Here is a 25,702-nt window from a genome sequence, read left to right as displayed (position 1 = left end):
TGCGCCCCTGTTAAAAGCGTTATGTGCTGTGTGCCGGAATAATGAAATATGAATAGAAAGAAATTTATAGAATCACTAGGGGCAACGTGTAAGAACTGGAATTGGAGCTGGTCTTTTATAAATGAAAATGAAAAGACAGTTATATTTGGCGCTTGGGACATACATAATGACGGAAATATGTCTTTAATTCTTTGTGAGAAATGGAAAATTAAACATGATGGTAAAAAAGCTCTTGGGTATAAGCAATCAAGAGAGCATATAAGGCTGATAGAAGAGGAAGGTTATAAGTTGTTAACTTTTCCGATGAAGTATTCTGATGCAAATAAGGATATTGATGGATCTGGACCAGCTAAAATAGGTGGCTTCACTGCTAAAGCTACCCCAAAAGAACTTATTAAATTAGAAGGTGCGTGGTATGCCTCTGATGAGAAAGTTCCAAATAGGATTCCAGAAGAAATTCCAACCCAGCAAAAATATGCTGAAGGTAGTGTCACAAAAATAGCTATAAATGCATATGAACGAAATGGCGAGGCCAGAAAGGCTTGCTTAGAATTTCACGGATATTTATGTCAGGTGTGTGAGTTTGATTTTGAAGAAAAATATGGAGATATAGGGAAAAAATATATTCACGTTCATCACATAATACCAATTAGTGAAATACAAACAGAATATTTCATTGATCCAGTGAAAGACCTGATTCCAGTTTGCCCTAATTGTCATGCGATGCTTCATCGAACTGAACCTGCTCTAACAGTTAATGAGTTGAAAAAAATTGTTTCCAGAAATCGCACATAACAAACTGTTGAAGCGGACCAAAGCAAGCGTGGTTCGCTATCGCTCACTTTACCACGCTTGCTTTGGCCGCTTAACAGGGCGTTAGCAATAAGACTTCCCCACGTTTAGTAGACACCCTGTATAGTTAGGTTTAGGCCTAACACGGAGGTGTGTCATGGGTAAGAAAAGAGCTCAGGTGTATACGGAGGAGTTCCGCAGAGAAGCAGTTAAGAGAGCGGAAAAGCCTGGAGCAACAACGGCTTCTGTGGCGCGAGAGCTAGGAGTCAGCGCACAGTAGATCTACAACTGGCATCATCAATTTAATCGACTGTCTGATAAGCAGTTCAATAGTTTAGATGGTGTCGACTATTCCAAACAGGAACGCGCTGAAGTTCGCAAGCGCAAGAAGGAGCTGCATGAAGCTCGTCAAGAGGCTGAGTATCTTAAAAAGATAGCTGCGTACTTTGCGAACCACCAAGAGTAAAGTACGCACTGATACAAGAGCATTTAGGGGCATTCCCGGTTAGCTTGATGTGTCGGTGTTTAAAAGTTTCAAGATCGGATTATTATCGATGGCGGGGCGGTTGCTACCTTATGTGCTTTGCTATTCGGGTTATGCCTAGTGAGTGTCTGTCACATTCATACTTGTTTACGGTCTTTATAAGCCGGCTCAGTAGCGAAATTTGGCATACAAGGCCTTCGGTGGCCGCCGAAGATGCGGCTCAATTTATCCATGAGTGGAACGGGTTTTCAAAATTAGAGTTAGGCAAGAATAAATATATAAACGTATATTGTTTTCCTCTATTGCAGCTGGACAACATACGTTATGTACCAGTTGCCGCAAATATGAATGTTGGAGCTAATATTGGAAGGTAAATATCTTATTTTTTACCAATAATAAAGAATTGAGTAGTTTAAGAGTTAAAATGCTATTTTGTAACTTCTGGGGAGCGAAATTTTGAGATTTATATTGTGTTTTTTTATTATTATGACTGCCTCTTGTGTTACTAAAGTTAGTAATGGTTCTGGTTGGGTAAAACCAGAAACTACAACTATCAGCTGTGAAAATTTTCATAATGTACCTACCAAGCTGGGTATCTTGACTAATAACGTCTGGAATAAATATGCTGCAGAAAATGACCCTTGGTCCCAATGCTTGGAGAACCGACTGGTAGAGGGGGAGTTGCAATTTGGTTGGTCATGGTCTTGGCCTTTGGGTCGACGGGTAATTTACTCCCAGCCACAAATAAAAATAGGATCTTCCCCCTGGGCGCCAGAACCTAAGTTTGATGATACATTCCCCTTAAAGATATCCAGTCTGGCGAATCTTGATATTTCACATCATACAGAAAGCAAGTCGAGTGGAGATTATAATACGGCTACGACGATGTGGTTAATTTCTGAAGCTTATAGGGGGCGTAAACCAAATCGTTCAGTAATAGCTGCTGAAATTATGATCTGGACATATTTTACTGAGGGACATTTCAATCCTGCAGGGATAAAACATAGTGAGGTATCAATTAATGATGCAGTATGGGAGGTTTGGTACCATAAGAATTGGAAGGATATGTCAGGAGTAAATGATAATAATTGGGTGTATGTATCATTTAGGGCCAAGAAACCTTCCATGATTGCCACTATTCCTGGTTTGGAACTGCTAAATTACGCAGTTCGAAATAGTTTAATTCCCAGGGAGCTATTTATTGCCGACATAGAACTTGGGAATGAAGTTATGAGTGGCTCTGGAATTACATGGGTAAAAGATTTTACAGTTGATTATCAAGTTAGAGAATTGTGAGTTTGTAGATACTGTTGATTATATATTGCTATACGCTTCTTCTCTTTTGAAGATCGAGATACTTATGCTGCCAGATAAAATCTATTTAACTGATAAATCCAAGGAGCTTGTGGAAGCTTAGAGTGAAGTATTTGAAGATGTTGAAATTGTAGACGTTATCGAGGGTGATTTCTTTTCCCAGTCAGCTGATGCAATGGTTAGCCCTGTCAATAGCTTCGGAATTATGGATAGTGGGTTGGATCTACCAATTAGGGATAGGCTCGGTTTTAAAGTAGAGGATCGGGTGCAAGAACGGATCAAATACGACTTTCATGGCGAACTTCCGGTAGGATCAGCAGTAGTAGTACCTACCTCCCATGAAAATTGGCCATATTTAATATCATCTCCAACTATGCGCGTGCCGGAAGATTTTTCCAATACGCTAAATGCATATTACGCTTTTCGAGCAATCTTAAACTCTGTGCAGCTATTTAACCGATCAAACTCCCCGGAGAGAATTAACTCAATTCTATGTTCTGGCCTGGGAAAAGGTATAGGTATCTTATCGACTAGGCGTTGTGCAGGCCATATGCGAGCAGCCTATAACTCCTTATCCAAGCCTTCAAGAATACCCAGTTATACAGAAACACATGCAACATATAGAGGGCTGCAATTAGCGTGCTAGTGCATAGCAAGTATCTTTATAGAAAGTGAGTGAAAAACAGTCAGGAAAGCCTTAAGCTGCATTGAGTTGAGAAGTACATCTTCTTTTAGCAGATTAAGGCTTTAGGCATAAGTACCAGTACTAAGGGGATACTCTATGGCGTTTGATTACGGCTCGATTGATTTGGGCCTGAAGAACCCTTTTAAGAAAGAAGGCCGGGTTACCGCAATTAGGGGGGGAGTTCAGTTCATTGTTGCCCTAATCTTGCTGTTTATCGCTGCTGGCCAAGTGAAGTCGGACCCCGTAAGTGGTTGGGTGCTTGTCGTAGTGGGGGCAATCCTGCTGGTCGGCGGTATAAGGGCTCTATCAGGCGGCATTTTGGCCTTATTGCGCTTCTTTGTTGGTCGAAATCATCCGGTATCATTAGCTTTTAACCATTCTAAATCTGAAACGAGTACGGCATCAGAAGAGAAAAATGAAGTGGCTTATACCGCTTCCGGCTTAGAGGAGATGTTAGTTGGCCGTAAGAATCCAACCTTTCTAGAGCCTAAGGGCTTCTTGGCTCGGGTATTACACAGTATCTTCCCTAAATTGCTTTATATGCCATACCCCATTCGAAATATGGCTCAGGCACAGTTTGGCGCATGGGTAAGTACATTAACTGTCTTGCTCTCTTATGTCATTGTCGCTTTTATTTGTCTCAGTGGTTTTGCTGGTGATATGGGAGAAAAGCTATTCCCGATGTACTCTGCCATCGCTTTACTTTATACATTGATTGTATGGCACTCTGCGAGTAAAGGTATTTCACGGGAAGCCCAGAAAAGTGTAGCGAGCCTTACGGGGGGAAGTATTGCAAAAACGATATTATTCTCGATTGTGGTGCCTCTGTTGCTAGGATTGGGGTTAAGTTTAGGCGTTGAGGCTTTTAAGGGGGAAGGTACCACTTCCCTAGATGACATAATCAGTGTGTCCGGTGTATTGACTGAGGCTTTACCGAGCTTTAGCCCGTTCTTGTATATTCTTGGGGTTATATTTGTAGGCGCTGCTTGTAGTTTCGCTGTTGTCTATATGCTGCGCTTTAGAAGCGAAATTGCAAACCCGGTCACTGAGGTTTCTGAATTAAGGGATAACTGGCAGGAATCGGTTCACCCGAAGGAAATCTTTATAAACTTGGATAACCTTGTGATGGCAAATCGTCGTTATAAGGAAGTGCCCAATCGTATTTACAGAGAGCTTGATCCAAAACTTGAAGAGCAAGTGGATGGTAAAGGTTCATTCAATGGGGAAATGATCCAGGAAGTACAACCTACCGTTCGTCCTGTTGATTTGGGTGATGAATTCAAGCTGATTCGCGATATTAGTCTTTTCGCAGGTAATGCGCTCTATATCGTTGTTACTACGCTAGCTATTTGGCTGGCATACTCTTTGATTGATGTTATTCACTTCTTTCAGCCGGAATCTATTACAGCCATTAAGCAGGAGTTTGGCGCCTTAGGGGGGGAAGCTGGCCGCTTAGCTCTGCTAGAACAGTATATTTCAGCAGGCGGTGCTCTCTGTATGACGCTAATTCACCTACTTTTGATAGGATTTATTCTTAATACATTTGCTCGATTGTTGGTCAATGCGGCACATATCTTCTTTGCTGAGATGCAGTTTGAATCACTATTGGTGTATTTTAAATGCGAGGGGACGTTCACTGAGTCTAAGATCTCAACGGGCACTGGAATACATGACAGTACTCGTTCTGAAAATGTGCTTGTCAGAAGTTCGATTACGCCTTGGGTGATTGTAACCAGGGTTGTCTCCAGTACATTTGCGGCTTCTGGCATGAGAAACTTGGAGTATCCAAGGCATATACTTGAAATGCATAAGTCTGAACGCGACTTATCTGAAATCAGGGATGACGTAATTAGTTTCTTGAAAGATAGAGAGTCTATTGCCTCCATTACAAGCAGTAGAGACTTGGAAAACACTTCGAATATTCATGCTATTAATCAGCAAAGTCGTGCTCTGCCAATGACAGAACAGGGACAATTAGCTCAAGATGAAAATGCGGCTGGTTATTTGAGGCAAGAAGATAAGGACATGGTTGAGTAGGATTTACTGTCTTTTCTTTGGTTCTACTGTCACTTACTTTGAGTCAAAGTGATAAAAAAAACTGGCAAGGTTCGGAGTCTCTGGACCAGAAAGAGAATTCCTGGTACCCCTTGCCAGCTGAGGGTACTAGGCTAGCAAATTACGTATTTTTAGTAATACTGAGCCCCTAAGATTGACCGTATTTGCTGGTAGAATTACAGAAAAGTACTGTTTTATCTTTATTGTTAGATACACAAGACGACTTTTGTTGGTATTTAACAAGCTAGGTTATTATTCTGGAAGCAGCTCTAACACTGTGTGAGACTCTTCTTTTGTGACTTTCAGGTTATAAGATTTGCTCAGACAGAGGACGGTATCTTCTATATGATTCAGGTCATAAACCCCACTAACAAGTAGTCTACTAGTGCTCTGGTCTTTCGTCACAAGCGGGGTATTTGTAAAGCGATTTAGCGATATTAGGAGTTCTGTTAATCTGATGTTATCAGCCTTTGTAAATCCACTTCCCCAATCCTTATAGCTGGAAACCTCAAAATCTTTGATTGCACCGGTGTTGTGCTCAGTTACTTTGAGCATCTCCCCTTTCTTTATTTCGGCGCGATTTTTATTTTGTTTTATCGGGCTGACAGTGATATTCCCTTCGAGAACAGTGACTTCTGTTACTCCATATCGCTGGTCAATATTGAAAGTGGCTTTATGTGTACGGATCAATGCTTGTCGTGATTCTACTATAAATGGCCAGGTTACCTCTTTACAAATACTTATTTGGGCCTCCCCATTTAATAGACGTATGCGTCTGCGTGTCTCTGAATAATTGACGAGTACTTTAGTTGTGGCGCTCAACTTTATATGGCTGCCATCGGGGAGGGTTTGTTTAGATATTTCCTTGGGAGCTGTTTGGTAACGGCATTTAAATGGCTCCCGTGTCTTTAAATCTTCCATACTTTTCCCCTCGGCTTGGCTCGAATGCAGAATTGGTCCTTATAACTGGGACCTTAGTTCGCTTTATATATTTTATTGTTTGCGCCTGACTTTTTATTATTCCACCTAATTGGAGAATTAATAGGGCATGCTTGTCTCCGATACTGGCTCTTATCTTGCGACGCTTTCTTTTCTTTTTTAAGGGGGATTTGTTGTGATTTTATTAAATGGTAAAGATATTTCGTTGTGGTTTTTCCGTACTACGATAAATTTTATCTGTTTGGAGGTAGGTTATCTTGGCCTGAACCGGGGATTGTTGCTGTTTTGTGAAAAAAACAGGGGGCTTATTAGGGGGCCTGGGTTACTTTGTGATAGGCGATTCAGAGAGTTTCCACGGGGACACTTACTATTTCGATGTAAAAGAGCTTTAAACGCCATCAGGGACTAAAGTTGGAGGCGTATGAGTTTGGTACATGTGTGATATTTGGCATAAAGATTGCTCCTTTTATCTTGTGGGTAGAAGTTCATATTGTGGGAATCGTAAAGGAATTGTTCATCAAGGGAGCTGAAAATGTCGTCACTCTATTTTTCATCGCATGCCATGCCACTTAGAGTCCCAAGTTACTGCTGCTTTGAACTTGGGTCCTGTTCGGACATAGAGTATGAAAGTTATAAGATAGCCTTGTTTAAAAAGGGGATTGCGCTTATCCATCTAAAATTTTCTGATGATTCTGCTGAAGTGATGGAGGATATTGTCAATACCATTGGGTTGGTACATGAGCATGATTCTATGGGGCGAACGGTTTGGGATGTGAGGATTGGTGGTGAGACAGGCGATGAGGCATTGGCTATATCTCATAGTGATAGAGAATTCTTCTTGCACAATGACGGTGCTTTTGAATCGGAGATGCCTGGCTACTTTGGTCTCTTCGTTGTGCACGCTGATATGCATGGAGGTGGAGAAAATATTCTTGTCTGTGCCGACAGGATAATCGAGAGCCTCTCCGATAAAACTTTCCAGGTGCTTTCAAGTAGTAAGTTTAAACTGCGTGTTCCTGAAGAGTTTCGCAAGTCGTCTGAGTTTATAGAGGCATCCTTAATTGATGAGAGCCATGGTTTCAGATACAGGTATGATATTATCGAGCGTGAGTATTGCTCATCAGATGAGCTTGATGCTTTACGTGAGCTGGAGCTAAAAATATCGTTGCCACATAATATGTTTAAGGTTAGGTTGAATAATAATCAGATATTGTTATTGGATAATCGACGATACCTTCACGCAAGAACAGGAATTAAGGATAGGAAAAGGCACCTTAAACGAATACGTTTTAATATGCCTGCTATATCGAGGGTTGCTTAACGGGTGGTCATAGAGATAGTTATAGTTGGGTTGTTGCTTATTCTGGTAGCAGGTATGGCTCACGGAGCATTGGGATTTGGTTTCCCAATGCTTGCGACGCCTATTCTGGCACTTGCTTATGATTTGAAAACGGCAGTAGTGTTAACCATCCTGCCGTCGCTTTTGGTAATTATATCCAGTCTTTATAAGTGTCGAGATTATAGGATTAATTTTCCCAAATATAGTTTAGTAATATTGTTGGTGTCTCTTGGAAGCCTTACCGGAACATGGCTGTTAACCTGGGCAAATCCGGATATTCTCAAGTTGTTACTGGCAGTATCAATCTTGATTTACCTGTTTTCCAATCGTTTAAGGGGTTATCTGTCCAAATTCTCTAGTCGGCCAGTACTTTTTCCTGTCATTATGGGCGGCTTGGCTGGGGTGATTGGTGGCGCGACTAATGCGATTGCGCCTCTACTGATGATTTACTTATTGGAAGTTGCCAAGTCTTCAAAGGAAGTAATCCTTATTTCCAATATTTGTTTTTTGATTGGCAAGCTGATACAGCTTTCTGTGCTTTCAGTTTACTTGAGTTTTGATGATTTGGAGTTGATGTCGCTATCTGCAATTACCGTATTTGCATATTTTGGACTAATTATCGGATTTAAGCTTCAATCGAGGATTGATGAAGAGCGATATCGATCAATTATTCGATATGCCTTATCAATTTTTATGTGTGTGCTGACCTATCAGGGGATTTCTAATTTGATATTTCCTGGTGGTGTGATTGTTTAGGTTCTCTGCTTGAGGCCTCACTGACTGTGATAGCCAAATGCCCTAAGCCGGCTCTACTGAATAGCTCTGCTGTTGCAGGCTAATCATCTTTTCAAATGGTTGCAGAAGCTTGGAATACTCATTTTTATCTTCAAGTTGAGTCATAGCCAAGGCAATACTTTCAATGGTTGACAGACCATCCGCAACGGTGGTTTTCCGAATAGTGTAGTTGGATTTCAAGTCCCCACTGAGATTGATTCTTGGAAGTTGTTGTAGCTTGGGGTTCAGGTGAAGAATCTTTTTAGATTTTTTCCAAGTCGCATCAATAACAATTAGCTGTTCAATCTTTTCCAGCTGATTCTGGTGGCTAGGGGTATTATTCCCTTCAGCTAATAGGGGTGTTTGGGGTAGCCATGATAGTGACGGATAGAGTAGAGCGCTGGGTGTATCGAGTAGCCTTTCCAGCTGTTGATTAGGAAGAGTTTCAGAAATAAGCATTTCACTGTTATTTAAACACAGGTTCGCCATACGCCCGGTATTGAACGGGTGCTTCTCTTCATGTGGGTGCTGTATGATCACCACTTTTATGGTATTAGCCAGGCTCACCAACGCACTGCAGTAGCAGACATTGGGGGGGCGCAGGCAGGTGCTACAGGTCTCTCTGGGCATTTTTCTACTTCAAGGGTACAGGGGCAGGTTTATGGCGAAAACGCAGCCTTCTAATAGTGTTCAGTGGCTGGCAGATATAGAGATTCCGCTAGCGAACAAATTTTATCGCATGTATGGATTTCGTGGCAAAGCCAAACGCCATGAGGACTGCGGGATAGTACGCGGCGAACGGGGGGAGGTGATTGCCTGCGGTTATTTGCGGCGCTATGAGAACTTTAAGCTCCTGGCCGGAGTTGCTGTTGCACCAGATCATCAAGGACAGGGTGTTGCAAGGCAGCTGCTGACGCTCCTTGCTGAACGTTTTGATAGTGACACCTATACATTTCCCTACGACCACTTAGAGCCTTTTTACTGCTCTTTGGGGTTTGAGAGGATTGAAGTGAATGAGTTAATTGGCCCTGTTGGGGATTTATTCCGCGGTTACGTGAAGCAGGGGCGCTCGATTCTGGCGATGGTCTACCGTTAGCCTTGGGAAGGTTATTATTTTCAGGTTGGCTTTGAATTAGAAAGAATTACTGTGAAAAGGTGTGTAGTACCTCTAGCTTTGGAATTTTAGTTCTTTCGGGGACAAATTATAGGTAGGGCAGCACTGTAAAAGTGCTGCCCGAGTTGCTACTACCAGCTGCTATTAGTAAGTGCTAATTTCCCAAATGGAGTAGCCGTACACGGTATTGCGTTCGATGCAGTCAATCTTCAGGTAACGGTAGTTTCCCTCTACGGTGATTGCGTCGGTGCGTTCACCGGTTCCCATTCCAGAAAATGACTCAACAGTTGTCCAGTTGCTGCCATCGGTACTGCCGAGCAGAGTGTAGGCAGCCGCATTGGCCGTTTCCCAGTCGATATTGAGGGTGCCAATGGACTGTACAGAGCCCAAGTCATAAGTCAGGCTGACATTGTCTACACCGTGGGCGCTCTCCCAGCGGGTATTGCTATCTCCGTCGATTGCCAGTTCAGCACTTTGCAGTTCAGAGGTCGCAGAGATACTTGAAGCCTGACCGTCGCCACCAGTTAAGCCCAGTTCCCAGATGGAGTAGCCATAGCTTGTGCTGCGCTCAGTGAAGTACAGGCGCACATATCGATAGCTTCCACTCAGGGAGTGCTCATCGGTTCTCTCTCCAGCGCTACCACCACTAAAGCTGGCCAGTGTGGTCCAGGAAATAGTGTCGTTACTGCCTTGTACCGTATAGGTCGCAGCGTTGGCTGTTTCCCAGTCGATTGTCAGGGTGTTCAGAGCTTCTGCCTCACCCAGGTCCAGTAGTACCCATACTGAGTCACCGCCATGGGCGCTTTCCCAGCGGGTGCTGCTGTTGCCATCAACTGCATTTGCGATTGGCTGGATTTCGTTGCTGGCGGTGACGGTAGCCTGTGCAATCAGGTCCTGGCTGCCAGCTTCACCGCTATCGCCAGAGTCTTCGCTGTCGCCCTCCTCGCCTCCACTATCGGAATCGTCACCGGAGTCATCGTTGCCGCCAATACCACCGGAGAAGTAGATATTGTCGATCTCGATATCGCTGATTTCTCCATCTACGCCTAGAAGCTCGAATAGTTGAACCACGTTAGACATGTCTACTTCGTCACTGAAGTCGCTTACGGGGATAGAGATCTGGTGCCACTGGCCATCCCGTGCGAAACCGTAGGGATCGGCGCCATTGGCAAAGTCAATCCACTTTTGTTCTACATCCTCAATGCTGCCGCTCTTCATGCCGATCTTAAAGGTCGTGGTGGAGCTGCTTTTCAAAGCAAAATTGAGCGTGGCGGTATCGTTGTCGAAGGCTGACATGTCGTAGTAATAGTCAGCAGTGAAAGCCATACCAAACCAGCCAGCACCTGCGGAGGTGTAGGACAGGGATTCAGAGCCTTCGTAGGGGGAAGGAGAAGTCTCGATCAGGGTTTCGCCCCAGATATAAAGATTGCCATCAGTGCCCAGTTCGAAACTGGAGTCGGCTTCGGTGTTTTCACTGTATAGGGAGAAGGTGCCGCTTGGCGTGGTTTTTTCGACGCTCTCACTAAAGTAAATATCGTCAATGGAAAGGGTAAAGGCTTCTGACGGTCCATCGCCGCGTACCATAAATGCCTGGCTAATGGTGTTGTAGTCCACCCCAAATTTGCTCAGGGGGATACTCACCTCGTGCCATTGCCCATCCCGTTCCAGGCCAAAAGTATCGCCTTCTACGCTCAGGTCCACCCAGGACTCACCACCGCTGGTACTGTTGATACCGATGCCGATAGTCTCTTCGCTAGTGGTTTTCATGCGGAAGTTCAGGTGACCATTTTGATAGTTCATCAAATTCAGGTCGTAGTGCATCCATACACCCATGCCATACCACTCGCCGGTATCGATTTGGAACTCCAGGGCATCACTCTCGTCGACGCTGGATTGGCTTTCCATATTGTTCCAGACGTAGAGCTCAATATCAGTTCCAAACGTCAGGGATTCGGAAATATCGCTGCTGTCCCCGAACACGCCCAGGTTGCCGCTTTTTGCGGTATCGGTAGCCAGGGAGAGCTCGGTGCTGTAGCTGCTGTCATCGTTGTCGTAGATACGTACGTAGTCAACATACATTTTCGCGGGCATTGGGGCAGTGATCTCGCTGTTGTCATAGATCTGCGGGAAGATGCCACCTACTGCCAGGTTGAGAATTAAAAAGTTATGCTGGCGAAATTCATCGAATACGGAATCACTGGTATCCGTCAAAGCTGCGATTTGGTTGGATTCGTCATCCACCCACATAACGATGCTATCGGGCGTCCAGGTCATACCGAAGATATGGTAATCCTCGGTGAGGTCGGAGCTGGAACCGAAGTCCTCAACCAGGTTTTGCGATACACCATAATCTGCTTGCCCGGTGTAGTCGTCGGACTCGTGCCACCAGTGGAAGGCTCCGGAAATTTCAGAATTTACGACGCCGGCTTCTAGCGCTTCGGCCATACCCGCTTCGAGAATATCCAGTTCGCCACAGGCAGGCCAGCCGGCTTGACCGTAGTCGCTACCCAGTTGCCAGAATGCTGGCCATAATCCCGCATCCAAATCCGGCAATTTAATTCGAGCTTCAATGGTTCCGTATTTGTAGGACAGACGCCCGAGAGACTTTAGGCGAGCAGAAGTAAAACTGCCGTCACTTTCCTGTACGGCCTGAATAATCAGGTTACCGTCTTCGACATAAGCGTTGTCGCTATCATCGGTATAATTTTGTAACTCGTTGTTACCCCAGCCGGAGTTGCCAACATCGTAGGTCCAGACGGAGGTGTCGATAGTGTCTCCGTCAAAATTATCTTCCCAGACCAAAGTTTTTGCATTGGCTATTGAGGACACAAAGGTGCCGACAATAGCTGCGGCTATCGCTGATTTTTTAATAATCATAATTTTCTTTCGTTGTTAATTATTTATAAGAATAAAACGCCTGATAGGAATGGTGTGGCTCAGTCAAATGTTGCTTGTGGATTTAATGAATGCAGATTACTTAAATTGTAATTGCCTGAAATTCACGCGAAAAACAGGTGCTGGTCACGGGCAAAGCCTAGCAAAACGATTGTTCCACAGGAAAGCGAATCTGGCCCCCTTGTCGTAGTTGTAGTCCTGTTTGTCGCATACGCTTGAAAATTTATTTTCTTGTAATTTTTTTACAAGAAAATAAATTCCTTTTTGTGTTTTTGTTTGCAAATGTTTTGTGCGGGAATTCTGTTTTTGATCTTTCTGTGTTGGGCAAAAGTGCAAGCAAATTTAATCTGGATTTATTGTTGTTGTGCTTCCCCTCACACAGGATCATATCTTTAAAAGATAATATCTGCCGGCAGACAGGGCGGGTTTTGATGCTGGTGAAAAAATTGGGTGACGTAAAAAAGAAAAGAGCGCTGCTATTTAGCGGCGCCCTTGTTTTTTTAATGTCTACGGGGTCCCTGTGCGCATCGTGCAGGCGGGATGCAGTTCCCATGGCGATGCTTGTGCCTTTTATGATGAGGGTGGCACTTATGGGAGTGAGGACGGCAGTTGCCATTGCTATCGCTGTCTGAGCTTCCGCCAGAGAAATAGATATCGTCAATCTCAATATCGCTGATATCTCCATCGACGCCCAGTAGTTCAAATAACTGAATAACATTTGACATATCTACCTCGCTACTGAAATCAGTAACGGGGATTGATATCTGGTGCCACTCGCCATCCCGCGCGAATTCATAAGGATCGGAGCCGCTGGCAAATTCAATCCACTGCTGGCCAATATCGCTGACGCTACCGCTCTTCATGCCAATCTTAAAGGTGGTTTCTGAGCTGGTTTTCAGGGCGAAATTCAGCGTTGCAGTATCATTATCGAAAGCGGATAGATCGTAGTAGCTGTCGGCAGTAAATGCCATTCCAAACCAGCCGGCCCCGGAGGAGTAATAGGAGAGGGATTCTTCACCTTCGAATGGGGTTTGAGTGGCCTCCAGCAGGGTATCGCCCCAAATATACAGGTTGCCATCAGTTCCCAGTGTGAAAGTTGAATTGGCCTCTGTAGTTTCGGTGTAGAGAGAAAAGACACCGGTCGGGGCTGTTTTCTCAACACTTTCGCTAAAGTAGATATCGTCAATGGACAGAACAAAATCTTCAGAGGCGGCATCACCTCGAATCATAAACGCCTGACTGATAGTGTTGAAGTCCACTCCCAATTTACTCAGGGGGATACTTACCTGATGCCATTCGCCATCGCGCTCCAGGCTGTAGGTATCATCACCATCCACCAGATCTACCCAGGCATCTCCGCCACCAGTACTGGAAATACCAATGCCGATAGTCTGGCTGCTGGTGGTTTTCATTTTGAAATTGAGATGACCGTTTTCGTAGTTCATTAGGTTTAGGTCATAATGCATCCAGAAACCCATACCGAACCATTCACCAGCGGTAATATCAAACTCGAGGGCTTCATCACCCTCGGCAGCTTCGGCGCTGACAGTAGCTGACATGCTGTTCTGGTTCCAGACATACAGCTCGGTATCGGTGCCGAGCTCCAGGGATTCGGAGAGGTTACTGCCCTCGGAAAATACGCCGATATCACCTGTTTTGGCAGTGTCTTTTGCCAGGGAGATTTCTGTGCTGTAGCTGCTGTCGTCGTTATCGTAGATGCGAACATAGTCCACATACATTTTGGCGGGCATGGGGGCAGTGACGTCGCTATTGGCATAAATCCCCGGGAATTTGCCACCTACCGCCAGGTTTAGAATCAGGAAGTTGTGCTGGCGGAATTCATCTAGCGTCTCGGGTCTATCCTCGGGTTCAGTGTTGAAGCTGATGATTTCATTGGCTTCGTCGTCGACCCACATAATGATGCTGTCCGGGGTCCAGGTCATGCCGAAAATATGGTAGTCCTCGGTAAGGTCTGTGCTGAGGCCGAAATCGTCAACTAGATTTTTTGATAGGCCGTAGTCCGCTGTGTAGTTTATACCTTCATCGGATTCATACTGCCAATGAAAAGCGCCAGAAACCTCTGAGTTGACCGTGCCGGCGTTGAGCGCATCTGCCATGCCTGCCTCAAGAATATCCAGTTCGCCGCAAGCGGGCCAGCCCACTTGGCCGTAGTCGCCACCCAGCTGCCAGAAGGCGGGCCACAATCCGGCATCCAGGTCGGGTAATTTAATGCGGGCTTCAATGGTGCCGTATTTATAAGTCATACGACCCAGGGATTTCAGGCGGGCAGAAGTAAAACTGCCGTCGTCGTTTTGCAGTGCTTGAATAATAAGGTTGCCATCTTCGACATAGGCATTGGCGCTATCATCGGTGTAGGTTTGCAGCTCATTGTTACCCCAGCCTGAGTTGCCCACATCGTAAGTCCAAACGGACTTATCAATACTGTCGCCGTCGAAATTATCTTCCCAGACCAAAGTTTTTGAATTGGCAAGTGAGGACACACAAGCGCCTACAATAGCAGCCGCGATCGCTGATTTTTTTAAATTCATGATTTTGTCTTTCTTTAATTATCTATGGGGGTGCCAACTTCATTGTATTTTTATAATGGCGGTGATCTGCCACGATGATTAATGCTTGTTGGGCTTGGGGATTTATCTGCTTTTTTATTGTGATATTTATATATTCAGTACAGCAGTAACAGACTAACAAAAAGCCGATTGTTGCATAGGGAAAGCCCGGGCCCTTTATCGTGAGACTGGTCCAACTTATCGCATATACAAAATTTTTCTGCTTTAAAATTAGAATCAGCCAGTGCCTATTAATGTGTTTTTACATTGTTTACGTTTTTATTTTTAAATTTGCTGTTGCTTATTGGATTGCCCGCTTGAAATTATTTGCTGAATTAAGGCCCCTTTTAAAATTTAAATTCTAATTTGAAGGTGGACCGGCGGCGGAAATTAGAATTGGCAACCCGGCTCCCATAGGTAGTTTATTTTCTAGAGTGTTGGCGTCGCTTGCGAGCGCTTCGGCAGCGTGAGATTTATCTTTTGGTGTCGGCGCCGGTGTGCAGCCGGCGTGGATTGAGTTTTTAAAGGGGGTTGCGGCTTCACCACTGAGAGGCGGTTGTATATTCGGTATGGGGCAGTTTACTTAAAATGGAATTTGTAAGATTGCCGCAAGTCGGCACCCAGAATAAGAGCCCGCTTCTGTGCTGTAATATTTGGTTGTGGCCCAGGAGCGGTTGAATAGGAAGAAACGGTGGAATACAGAGAGATAACTGAGCTTGCCAGAGAGTTGGGCGGGGAGCTGGAAAAGAGAGATTGGCGTGTGACGTCAGCAGAATCTTGCACCGGTGGTGCGATTGCGGCGGCTATTACCTCTATAACGGGTGCTTCGAATTGGTTTGATGGATCGATCGTGAGCTATGCGAATCGTATCAAGAACGGTGTTCTGGGTGTCGACAGCAATGATCTCAAGCAGTTTGGGGCGGTGAGTGAGCCGGTCGCCCGGCAGATGGCTTGTGGTGTTCTGGCGATGATGGATGCCAATCTCGCCGTTGCGGTCAGTGGTATCGCGGGGCCTGATGGTGGCACTGCCGAGAAGCCGGTAGGTACGGTTTGGATTGCCTGGGCCCATGCGGAGGGGCAAGAGCCAGTGCAGATTGATGCGAAGTGTTTTCTGTTCAGTGGTAACCGGGCAGAGGTGCAATCGCAGACGGTCGTTGAGGCGCTAAAGGGAATGTTAAGGATTGTCCGTGAGCACCCGGTTTGAACTTGTCCGCCGGGTCAAACTTTGTTCGTTTGCCTCAGCTTTAGGCTTCTTTTTGAGGCGTGGCTCGCTCAGCCTGAAGCTGGTACTCAGTATGAGGAATTACTGGTTGCCTATACAGTAATCCTTCGTTAAGCTTGCCACCACTCAATTCAGCTCAGAAATACGGGAATGGTCATGGATTCCAATAAAGACAAGGCATTAAAAGCGGCGCTATCTCAGATTGAACGTCAGTTCGGTAAAGGCACTGTGATGCGTATGGGAGACAAGGAGCGCGAGCGTATTCCTGCGATCTCCACCGGCTCCCTCGGCTTGGATGTGGCCCTGGGTATAGGCGGCTTGCCGCGTGGCCGTATCGTTGAAATCTATGGACCAGAATCCTCCGGTAAAACCACCCTCACCTTGCAGGTGATTGCCGAGGCCCAGCGCAATGGTGGCACTTGTGCTTTCGTGGATGCTGAGCACGCCCTCGACCCTATCTACGCTGAAAAACTGGGTGTTAACGTCGATGAGCTGATCGTATCCCAGCCGGATACCGGTGAGCAGGCGCTGGAAGTTGCCGATATGCTAGTGCGCTCCGGTGCCGTTGATGTGCTGGTAGTGGACTCCGTTGCGGCCCTGACCCCGCGCGCTGAGATCGAAGGTGAGATGGGTGATTCCCACGTGGGCTTGCAGGCTCGTTTGATGTCCCAGGCTCTGCGTAAGCTCACTGGTAATATCAAGAACACCAACACCCTGGCGATCTTTATCAACCAGATCCGCATGAAGATCGGTGTTATGTTCGGCAGCCCTGAAACCACCACTGGTGGTAATGCCCTCAAGTTCTACTCTTCTGTACGCTTGGATATCCGTCGTATCGGCTCCGTTAAAGATGGCGATGAGGTGGTCGGTAACGAAACCCGAGTGAAAGTGGTTAAGAACAAGGTAGCTCCTCCGTTTAAGCAGACCGAGTTCCAGATCATGTATGGCGAAGGCATTAACATGATTGGTGAAATCGTCGATTACGGCGTGAAGATGGGACTGGTGGATAAAGCTGGGGCTTGGTACAGCTACAAGGGCGACAAGATTGGCCAGGGCAAGGCGAACGCTACCAAGTTCCTGCGCGATAACCCCGACATTCGCAACGAGATTGAAGGTCAGTTGCGTGCGCAGCTGCTCGGTGATTTAGTGCCTGCGACCCCTGAAGAGGCTGCGGAATTACCGGAAGAGTAAATGCCGTACTCAAAAGCGGATTTTTCCGCTGATCCAGCTCAAGCGCTTTTCAGCGCGGCGCTTGAGCTGTTGACCCGCCGCGAGCACTCCCGCCATGAATTGAGGCAAAAGCTCGCGGCAAAATTCCCCAGCGCCGATTTCGACACGCTTTTTGAGCGCCTACACGAACTCAACTATCAATCCGATCAACGCTTTGCCGAAGTTTTTGCCCGCTCCCGTGTCCAGCGCGGTCAGGGGCCGATGCGTATTCGCCATGAGCTACAGCAGCGCGGCGTGCGCGGTGAACTAATTGCCCAGGCGCTGGATCAGTTGGAAGTGGATTGGTTTGAGTTAGCTGCGGAAATGCTTCAGAGAAAATACCGGGCCCCTATGAGCGCAGAGCTTCCACGGGATCAGTGGATGAAGGAGCGAGCGCGGCGCCAGCGATACCTGGCTTACCGGGGCTTCCCCACGGACGCGATTAGCTGGGCGCTGGACGGCAATTAATCGGGCTTATACTCTGACTACTACCTGAATGACTGGTCGATAGGTTTCGGCCATTTTTCAGGTACAGAAAGAGACTAAAAGAATAAGCGCGAGAACCCTATGATCCTGTCTATTGACCAGGGCACCACTGGTACCACAGCTTTTATCTTCGATAGTAAGGGCCACCTGATTGGTCGCAGTTACTCGGAAATTCCCAATCGTTATCCCCAGCCTGGCTGGGTTGAGCAGGATGCGGAAGAGATTTGGTCGGTAACTCTCCGGGTCTGTGCCGCAGCACTCCAGCGCGCTGGTGTTCGCGCGTCGGATATCACCGCAGTGGGAATTACTAACCAGCGCGAGACCACGATCGTCTGGGATAGGTATACCGGCGAGCCGGTTTTTCCTGCGATTGTGTGGCAGTGCCGGCGCTCGGCGGAGGTATGCCGGGAGTTGGGGGAACTCGGCAGGTCTGATTGGTTGCGAGAGCGCAGTGGCCTATTGCTGGATGCTTACTTTTCCGCAAGTAAGTTGACTTGGCTGTTCCGCCGTAACCCGGATTTACTAACCCGAGCTCAAAATGGCGACCTGTGTTTCGGCACCGTAGATAGCTGGTTGATCTGGAAAATGAGCGGTGGCAAAGCCCATCTCACCGATCACACCAATGCTAGTCGTACCCTCCTGTACAACATAAAAGATAAAGCCTGGGATAGTGAGCTGCTGGATTTTTTCCAGTGCCCTGAATCCATTCTTCCCAGAATTCTACCGTCGGCTGGCCACTTTACCGATACAGACCCCCACGCTTTTCTCGGCACATCGGCTCCGATTTGTGGTGTTGCCGGGGATCAGCAGGCAGCACTGTTTGGCCAGGGTTGTACCGAGCCCGGTAGTATAAAAAACACCTACGGAACTGGCTGCTTTATGCTGGCTTTTGCCGGCGAGGATCGCCCTGAGCTACCCCAGGGGTTGCTGGCTACAGTGGCCTGTGATGCCCAGGGTAATCCGGCCTATGCCGTAGAGGGTTCAGTTTTCACAGCGGGCTCCGCTATACAGTGGCTGCGGGACGAGATGGGAATGATCCAGCAGGCGGTGGATACCGAAATTATCGCCCAGAGTATTCCTCATACCCGTGGCGTTTATCTTGTGCCTGCATTTAGTGGACTGGGTGCGCCGCACTGGGACCCATCGGCACGGGGGACTATTTGTGGCTTGAGTCGGGGGGCTGGTCGAGCTGAGGTGGTGCGTGCCACTTTGGAATCTATAGCTTACCAGAGTGATGAGCTGGCCCGCTTGATGGAGCAGGCCCTGGGCTTGCCGATTACCCATATGCGTGTGGATGGGGGTGCTTGCGCGAATAATTTCCTGATGCAATTCCAGGCGGATGTTTCCTCTTTGCGTGTTGAACGGCCCCGGCAGATTGAGTCCACAGCTATTGGTGCTGCGTTGCTGGCTGGTATTGGAAGTGGAACCTGGCGACCAAAGGAATTACCGGAGTGTTTGCAGGAAATTGAACGGGACTTTATGCCGGCAATGACTCAGGCGGAGAGGGAGCAGTTGTTGACTGGTTGGCGGAGGGCGGTAAAAGCCTGTAAAGCTTTTTAGGCTGGACCGCCTATCCTCTTAGCGTAATAACCTAAGGGAGGGGTAGAGATGTCACATATCGATATGCTGGAGGAAACTGTAGCAACTTTGGTCGATGGTCAAAGAGGCATCCTGGCTGCCGATGAGAGTGGCGGCACTATTGCCAAGCGCTTTGCCACGATTGGAGTGGATTCCACTGAGAAAAACCGGCGCGACTACCGTGCTGCGCTGCTGTCCTGTAAGGGGTTGGGTGAATGTATCAGTGGCGTTATTTTGTTCGAGGAAACTCTGGGGCAAAAAGATACTGAGGGCCAGCCCTTGCCCCAAGTCGCTGCGTCACAGGGGATAGTGCCGGGCATTAAGGTGGATAAGGGCAAGGGCCCTCTGCCTGGAGCGCCTGGGGATATGATCACCTACGGGCTGGACGGATTATCTGAGCGATTGCAGCAATATAAAAAGCAAGGAGCTCGCTTCGCCAAGTGGCGTGAAATCTATCCTATAGGCCATCACAACCCCACGGGCCTGGGGCTTACCGCAAATGCTGAGATGTTGGCCCGCTATGCAGCGGTATGCCAGGCCGAAGGGGTGGTTCCTATTGTCGAGCCAGAGGTTCTGATGGACGGTGAGCACGATATAGAGCGCAGTGCGGCGGTAAATGAGCGGGTTTGGCACTCTGTGTTCCACGCTCTCCACCAGCACGGGGTAATACTGGAACTGATGTTGCTCAAGCCCAGTATGGTAACCCCTGGTGCGGAGGCGGAAACGGCTGATCCTGAGCAGGTGGCCGAATATACCCTGCGCAGCTTGCGGCGAACGGTCCCCGCAGCAGTGCCGGGAATTAACTTTCTTTCCGGGGGGCAGGGGGCAGAAGAGGCCACAGCCAATCTTAATGCAATGAATCAGCAAGGTGGTGGCCCCTGGCAGCTGAGCTTTTCCTATGGGCGCGCACTTCAAGAGCCAGCACTCGCTGCTTGGCAAGGGCGCCTGGAGAATGTTGAAGCAGCCCAGGAAGCGCTACTTAAACGGTCCCGTATGAATCATTTGGCCATGCTGGGCAGGTACCGCGAAACCCTGGAATAGCAAATAGCTAGCAAAATAATAATCAATAAGGAGATTGCAATGGAGTTTGTCACCAGGGGAGTGACGCTGTATTACCGGCGCTGGTGGGTAGAAGAAGCTGTGGGTGTGGTGGTTATATCCCACGGGTTGGGAGAGCACAGTGGGCGTTACATTGAGCTGGCAGAAGATCTCAATCGAGCAGGGTACAGTGTCTATGCCCTAGATCATTATGGCCATGGATTGTCGGATGGGAAGCGCGGGGATATTGAGGATTTTGCACTTTATAGTGAGGATCTAAATGAATTTATCTCTTTGGTAAAAAGTGGAAACCCCGGACTTGGGATGCACCTTCTTGGCCACAGTATGGGAGCTGTTATCGCTTGTGGCTGTGCTATTCGATATAAATCTGTCGACAGTTTAAATCTTTCCGCACCGGGTTTTCGCGGTAAAAGTGAGCCGAAAGGCCTTCTGCTATGGCTCGCGCTATTTTTGGCTCGCTGGCTTCCGGGGTTGGCTCTTTCCAGCCAGATAAATAGTCAGTGGATATCTCGTAGTCCAGATGTGGTCAAGCAGTATGTCAGTGATGAACTTGTACATCACAGTATCTCTCTGCGCTGGTTTAAGACTTTTTTGCAGGAGCGGGAGTTTTTATCTGGCCGGTTGGATGGGATATCCATGCCTTGCCTTCTGTTATTGCCGGAATCAGACCATATTGTCGATGTGGAACTCAGTCGCAAGTGGTTTGGTCAGGTGGGGTCAAAAAACAAGCAGTTGCACTGTTTCTCAAGGTCTTACCACGAGGTATTTAATGAAATAGAGGAGGGACGTTTAGCTCGGGAGCTGCTACTTAGCCATCTCAATTCTGTTTCAGTAGAGACTGCTTCTGTCATATAAGGGTAAAAAAGCGCAAAGCTAACAGGTGGCGCAGCAGAAGCTATGGCGAATACCGTGTAAAAGCGTATGAAGCATTGTATGATACGCGGTCATTTTTGCCCCTCGGAAGTATTACCGAGGGAAAATAGTGGGGTGGAACATGGATAAAAAGTTGCTGAGCCTGTTGGTATGTCCGGTGAGTAAAGCGCCGCTTGAATACCGGGAGGACACTCAGGAGTTGGTCTGCAAGGCCAGCGGTCTAGCCTATCCGGTGCGGGACGGTATACCGGTAATGCTGGAATCTGAAGCGCGGCAGCTGACAGCCGAGGAAAAGCTGGAAAAGTAAACCAATGGGTGAACCCAGCGTTTTCAGTCAAATTATCTCGGGAGATATCCCTGCTGAGATGATCTACGAGGACGACCAATGTGTCGTTATTGAGGATCGCGCGCCACAAGCGCCGACCCATCTCCTCATTATCCCACGCAAACCCCTAGTGAATTTATCCGCTGCTCAGGCTGAAGATAAATCCCTGCTCGGCCACCTTATGTGGCTGGCGGCAGAACTGGGGCGCAAGCTGGGGCTCGAGGGCTATCGACTGGTAGTTAATAACGGTCGAAGCGCAGGTCAAACCGTTTTTCACCTGCATGTTCACCTGCTTGCCCAAAAAAGAATGCCCGAACAGGGGCTGGCACTGTAGTGGAACAGAAGTGACACCGTGTCACTGACGCCAATCAAATAAAACTCAACTAACGAAGTGGAATTACGCCGGATGAAAAGCGCACAGATTCGCGACGCCTTTCTGAATTATTTTGCTGAGCAGGGCCATGCCATTGTGCCCTCCAGCTCCCTGGTTCCGGGCAATGACCCGACGCTGTTATTCACCAATGCCGGCATGGTGCAGTTTAAGGACACCTTCCTGGGGCAGGAAAAGCGTTCCTACAATCGCGCCACCAGTTCACAGCGCTGTGTACGTGCAGGAGGCAAGCATAACGACCTTGAAAATGTCGGTTACACCGCACGGCACCACACGTTTTTTGAAATGCTCGGTAACTTTAGCTTCGGCGACTACTTCAAGCGCGAAGCGATTCGCTTTGCCTGGGAGTTCCTGACCAAAGTATTGAACTTGCCGGAAGAGCGTCTCTGGGTAACCGTACATATCAGCGATGATGAAGCCGCTGATATTTGGCTGAAGGAAATGGGAGTGAGTGCCGAGCGCTTCTCCCGTCTCGACGAGGATAACTTCTGGCAGATGGGTGACACTGGTCCCTGCGGTCCAAGTTCTGAGATTTTCTACGATCACGGTGCCGATGTGCCCGGCGGCCCTCCCGGTTCCGATAATGACGACCTCGATCGCTATATCGAGATCTGGAACCTGGTATTTATGCAGTATGAGCGCACCGCTGATGGTGAACTGCACCCACTGCCCAAGCCCTCAGTGGATACCGGCATGGGGCTGGAGCGTATTGCCGCCGTAATGCAGGGAGTACACTCCAATTATGAAATTGACTTGTTCCAAGCGCTGCTGAAAGCGGCGGGAGAAGTGGTTGGCTGCAGCGACCTGGAAGAGAAATCCCTGCGAGTGATCGCCGACCATATTCGCTCTTGTTCATTCCTGATTGCCGATGGCGTAATGCCTTCCAACGAAGGCCGTGGATTTGTACTTCGCCGCATTATTCGCCGCGCAGTGCGCCATGGCCACAAACTTGGGCACAAAGATATCTTCTTCTACAAGCTGGTAGAAGCGCTTGCCGAGCAGATGGGTGACGCATACCCGGAGCTGCGTGAAAAGCAGCAGCTGATTGAGAATGCGCTGCGCAAAGAGGAAGAGCAGTTTGCGAAGACTCTGGATAAGGGAATGGCGCTGCTAGAAGACGCCCTGGCTTCCCTCGAAGGCAGTGAGATCCCCGGTGAGTTGGTATTTACTCTGCATGATACTTACGGCTTCCCGACAGACTTAACCCAGGATATTGCCCGTGAGCGCGGTCTATCCCTGGATATGGATGGATATGAAGCTGCTATGGAAGCCCAGCGCCAGAGAGCTCGCGCTGCCGGTAAATTTAAACAGGACTATACCGATGTCCTCGAACTGGAAGGGGCTACAGAGTTTCTCGGTTACAACGCGACCGAGGCAACAGGCAAAGTGTTGGCCATCGTTAAAGGTGGTGAGCAGGTTGAACGCCTGGAAGAAGGTGAAGAGGGTGCAATTGTTCTGGATCGGACACCCTTCTACGCAGAGTCTGGTGGTCAGGTAGGTGATAGTGGCTATTTGAGTTCCAGTGATGCCCGCTTTGAAGTGCGTGATTGCACCAAGCAGAGCGCGCACCATTTGCATACTGGTAAGGTGTTGAAGGGGGGCATCGCTGTGGGCGAAACCCTTGAGGCAGTCGTATCTGCAGATGTTCGTCAATCCACCGCCCTGAATCACTCTGCAACCCATCTATTACATGCCGCCTTGCGCAAAGTGCTGGGCGAGCATGTTACCCAGAAGGGCTCCCTGGTGGACTCGGAGCGCCTGCGCTTTGACTTCTCCCACCCCGAAGCTGTAACGGCAAAGCAGCTGCACGCGATTGAATCCCTGGTTAATAGTCAAATTCGCGCAAATACCCCAGTTGAAACTCACGAAACCGATATTGAGTCTGCAAAAGCGATGGGCGCTATGGCTCTGTTTGGCGAAAAGTACGGCGATACTGTGCGTGTACTTTCCATGGGCAAAACCGATGACAAGGCTTTTTCCGTTGAGTTGTGTGGCGGTACTCACGTGAAGCGCACCGGTGATATTGGTTTGATTCGCATTGTTGGGGAAAGCGGTATTGCTTCCGGCCAGCGCCGAATCGAAGCGGTTACTGGCGCTCACGCAATGTCTTTGTTTGATCAGGCGCAGCAGCGTCTGGAGCATGTAGCGACTCTGCTTAAGGCGCGTCCGGACTCCTTGGCTGACAAAGTTGAACAGTTGCTGCTTAACAATCGAAAACTGGAAAAAGAGATTGCCCAGTTAAAAACCAAGTTGGCCAGTGGTGCTGGCGGAGACCTTTCCGCTCAGGCCATTGAGTTGGCGGGCTTTAAGTTGCTGGCAACCTCTATTGATGGAGCTGACCCCAAATCACTGAGAGATCTGGCGGATCAAATGAAGAATAAGCTGGGCAGTGGCGTGGTGCTGCTGGCGGCTCCGGGAGACGAAAAGGTGGCTTTGGTTGCCGCAGTGACCCAAGACCTGACAGATCGTCTTTCTGCGGGTGACCTTATGCGCTTTGCTGCCGGGAAACTGGGCGGCAAGGGTGGCGGTCGAAAAGACATGGCCCAGGGTGGTGGAACCGATGTGTCCGCGCTCCCTAATATGCTGAAAGAAGTGCCAAATTGGATTGAGCAATCCTTAAACTAGTTAAGTTTTGTCAAATTCGTGGTCTGAATTCGTAGTTGAGTTGATTTCGCAGAGGTTTGGTGATTAAGTGCGCGCCTGCACGAGTTGGGCAGGAAGCGTACTTATTGTGGAGCTAAGGAAACACAGTAAGTTATGAGTTTGTTCGTGCAGAAGTATGGCGGGACTTCAGTTGGCTCAATTGAGCGAATTGAAGCTGTGGCCGATAAAGTCGCCGCGTTTCGCGCTCAGGGACATGACATGGTTGTCGTTTTGTCTGCCATGAGTGGTGAAACTAATCGCCTGATTGATCTCGCTTATCAAATCCAGGAAAAACCAGATCCCAGAGAATTGGATGTTCTGGTTTCCACAGGAGAGCAGGTCACAATTGCCCTTTTGAGCATGGCTCTGAAGAAGCGTGGTTATGACGCCTGTTCCTACACGGGTGGGCAGGTAAAAATTCTTACGGATAATGCTCATACCAAAGCTCGCATTCAAAGTATCGATGTGGAGCGAATGCGCACCGATCTCGATGAAGGCAAAGTCATAGTTGTGGCTGGTTTTCAGGGGGTGGATGACGACGGCAATATCACCACACTTGGGCGCGGCGGGTCTGACACGACGGGTGTGGCGTTAGCTGCGGCGTTAGATGCTACCGAGTGCCAGATTTATACCGACGTGGACGGGGTCTATACCACTGACCCTCGAGTGGTCGACAGTGCACGCAGACTCGATCGAATCACATTTGAAGAAATGTTGGAAATGGCCAGTCTTGGCTCCAAGGTTCTGCAGATCCGCGCCGTAGAGTTCGCCGGTAAATACAAGGTTCCCCTGCGCGTACTCTCAACTTTTGAAGAGGGTAACGGAACCCTGATTAGCCTGGATGAGGAAGATAACGATATGGAACAGCCAGTTGTATCCGGTATCGCGTTTAATCGCGATGAAGCAAAACTGACAATTCGTGGAGTGCCGGATACCCCTGGGGTTGCATGCCGAATCC

General features: G+C 48.0%; 22 protein-coding genes (1 of these 22 cut by a window edge). 18 read left to right on the top strand and 4 right to left on the bottom strand.

The window, feature by feature from the left end; genetic code table 11:
* Window positions 1-48 precede the first annotated feature (48 nt).
* From ACJJII_RS00145 to ACJJII_RS00125, 5 genes are all read left to right on the top strand, one after another.
* On the top strand, window positions 49-795 hold the full coding sequence (locus tag ACJJII_RS00145) for an HNH endonuclease (RefSeq protein ID WP_444917885.1): 747 nt from the start codon (window positions 49-51) through the stop codon (window positions 793-795).
* A 154-nt stretch (window positions 796-949) separates the two neighbouring features.
* On the top strand, window positions 950-1,072 hold the full coding sequence (locus ACJJII_RS00140) for a transposase (protein WP_444917884.1): 123 nt from the start codon (window positions 950-952) through the stop codon (window positions 1,070-1,072).
* Window positions 1,073-1,732: 660 nt separating this feature from the next.
* Entirely contained in the window at window positions 1,733-2,572 is an 840-nt protein-coding gene (locus ACJJII_RS00135) for a GH12 family glycosyl hydrolase domain-containing protein (RefSeq protein WP_444917883.1), read from the top strand.
* Between the two features lie 193 nt (window positions 2,573-2,765).
* Complete coding sequence (locus ACJJII_RS00130) at window positions 2,766-3,236, top strand: macro domain-containing protein (protein WP_444917882.1); 471 nt, start codon at window positions 2,766-2,768, stop codon at window positions 3,234-3,236.
* A gap of 135 nt (window positions 3,237-3,371) precedes the next feature.
* The gene (locus ACJJII_RS00125) at window positions 3,372-5,312 is read left to right on the top strand and encodes a hypothetical protein (protein ID WP_444917881.1); all 1,941 of its coding nucleotides are present in this window, start codon (window positions 3,372-3,374) and stop codon (window positions 5,310-5,312) included.
* 270 nt (window positions 5,313-5,582) lie between these two features.
* Here ACJJII_RS00125 and ACJJII_RS00120 read toward each other — a convergent pair whose 3' ends face one another.
* Window positions 5,583-6,251 carry a FecR family protein gene (locus ACJJII_RS00120; RefSeq protein WP_444917880.1) on the bottom strand — a complete coding sequence of 223 codons (669 nt, stop codon included), beginning with the start codon at window positions 6,249-6,251 and terminating at the stop codon, window positions 5,583-5,585.
* A 550-nt stretch (window positions 6,252-6,801) separates the two neighbouring features.
* Between ACJJII_RS00120 and ACJJII_RS00115 the strand changes: the two genes are divergently transcribed.
* The gene (locus ACJJII_RS00115; protein WP_282933761.1) at window positions 6,802-7,590 is read left to right on the top strand and encodes a TauD/TfdA family dioxygenase; all 789 of its coding nucleotides are present in this window, start codon (window positions 6,802-6,804) and stop codon (window positions 7,588-7,590) included.
* A 3-nt stretch (window positions 7,591-7,593) separates the two neighbouring features.
* Window positions 7,594-8,364 (top strand): sulfite exporter TauE/SafE family protein, encoded by a 771-nt coding sequence (locus ACJJII_RS00110; protein WP_444917879.1) that lies wholly within the window; start codon window positions 7,594-7,596, stop codon window positions 8,362-8,364.
* A gap of 42 nt (window positions 8,365-8,406) precedes the next feature.
* Here the strand turns inward: ACJJII_RS00110 and ACJJII_RS00105 are convergent, their stop codons facing one another.
* Window positions 8,407-9,012, bottom strand: a complete 606-nt coding sequence (locus tag ACJJII_RS00105) for a tRNA-uridine aminocarboxypropyltransferase (RefSeq protein ID WP_444917878.1) — start codon at window positions 9,010-9,012, stop codon at window positions 8,407-8,409.
* A gap of 31 nt (window positions 9,013-9,043) precedes the next feature.
* On the opposite strand from ACJJII_RS00105, the gene ACJJII_RS00100 reads away from it, so the two are divergent.
* On the top strand, window positions 9,044-9,478 hold the full coding sequence (locus ACJJII_RS00100; protein ID WP_444917877.1) for a GNAT family N-acetyltransferase: 435 nt from the start codon (window positions 9,044-9,046) through the stop codon (window positions 9,476-9,478).
* Between the two features lie 162 nt (window positions 9,479-9,640).
* Here the strand turns inward: ACJJII_RS00100 and ACJJII_RS00095 are convergent, their stop codons facing one another.
* Complete coding sequence (locus ACJJII_RS00095; RefSeq protein ID WP_444917876.1) at window positions 9,641-12,373, bottom strand: discoidin domain-containing protein; 2,733 nt, start codon at window positions 12,371-12,373, stop codon at window positions 9,641-9,643.
* A gap of 518 nt (window positions 12,374-12,891) precedes the next feature.
* A complete protein-coding gene (locus tag ACJJII_RS00090; RefSeq protein ID WP_444917875.1) occupies window positions 12,892-14,940 on the bottom strand; it encodes a glycoside hydrolase family 16 protein in 2,049 nt (682 codons plus the stop codon).
* Between the two features lie 709 nt (window positions 14,941-15,649).
* Here ACJJII_RS00090 and ACJJII_RS00085 point away from each other — a divergent pair.
* The 10 genes from ACJJII_RS00085 to ACJJII_RS00040 all read left to right on the top strand — a co-directional run.
* Window positions 15,650-16,162 (top strand): CinA family protein, encoded by a 513-nt coding sequence (locus tag ACJJII_RS00085; protein WP_444917874.1) that lies wholly within the window; start codon window positions 15,650-15,652, stop codon window positions 16,160-16,162.
* Window positions 16,163-16,336: 174 nt separating this feature from the next.
* Window positions 16,337-17,371 carry a recombinase RecA gene (recA, locus tag ACJJII_RS00080; protein WP_108735301.1) on the top strand — a complete coding sequence of 345 codons (1,035 nt, stop codon included), beginning with the start codon at window positions 16,337-16,339 and terminating at the stop codon, window positions 17,369-17,371.
* Window positions 17,372-17,857 (top strand): regulatory protein RecX, encoded by a 486-nt coding sequence (locus ACJJII_RS00075; RefSeq protein ID WP_444911307.1) that lies wholly within the window; start codon window positions 17,372-17,374, stop codon window positions 17,855-17,857.
* A 99-nt stretch (window positions 17,858-17,956) separates the two neighbouring features.
* The gene (gene glpK, locus ACJJII_RS00070) at window positions 17,957-19,435 is read left to right on the top strand and encodes a glycerol kinase GlpK (RefSeq protein ID WP_444917873.1); all 1,479 of its coding nucleotides are present in this window, start codon (window positions 17,957-17,959) and stop codon (window positions 19,433-19,435) included.
* 48 nt (window positions 19,436-19,483) lie between these two features.
* Window positions 19,484-20,494, top strand: coding sequence for a class I fructose-bisphosphate aldolase (locus ACJJII_RS00065; protein ID WP_444917872.1), 1,011 nt, complete (start codon window positions 19,484-19,486; stop codon window positions 20,492-20,494).
* Window positions 20,495-20,533: 39 nt separating this feature from the next.
* Window positions 20,534-21,367: an alpha/beta hydrolase gene (locus ACJJII_RS00060; RefSeq protein WP_444917871.1), complete on the top strand. Its 834-nt coding sequence runs from the start codon at window positions 20,534-20,536 to the stop codon at window positions 21,365-21,367.
* 139 nt (window positions 21,368-21,506) lie between these two features.
* A complete protein-coding gene (locus tag ACJJII_RS00055; protein WP_108734085.1) occupies window positions 21,507-21,692 on the top strand; it encodes a Trm112 family protein in 186 nt (61 codons plus the stop codon).
* Window positions 21,693-21,696: 4 nt separating this feature from the next.
* Window positions 21,697-22,044, top strand: coding sequence for a histidine triad nucleotide-binding protein (locus ACJJII_RS00050; protein ID WP_444917870.1), 348 nt, complete (start codon window positions 21,697-21,699; stop codon window positions 22,042-22,044).
* A gap of 72 nt (window positions 22,045-22,116) precedes the next feature.
* A complete protein-coding gene (gene alaS / locus ACJJII_RS00045; protein WP_444917869.1) occupies window positions 22,117-24,726 on the top strand; it encodes an alanine--tRNA ligase in 2,610 nt (869 codons plus the stop codon).
* Between the two features lie 132 nt (window positions 24,727-24,858).
* A protein-coding gene (locus ACJJII_RS00040; RefSeq protein ID WP_413662880.1) for an aspartate kinase crosses the window boundary here: on the top strand, window positions 24,859-25,702 show its 5' portion. It continues 389 nt past the right edge of the window; only the first 844 of its 1,233 coding nucleotides appear in the window; it begins with the start codon at window positions 24,859-24,861; its stop codon lies beyond the right edge, outside the window.

The organism is Microbulbifer maximicatervae (SeqCode) (assembly GCF_052467825.1).
Note: the sequence above shows the minus strand (reverse complement) of the source record. Positions and strands in the feature narration are given on the sequence as shown.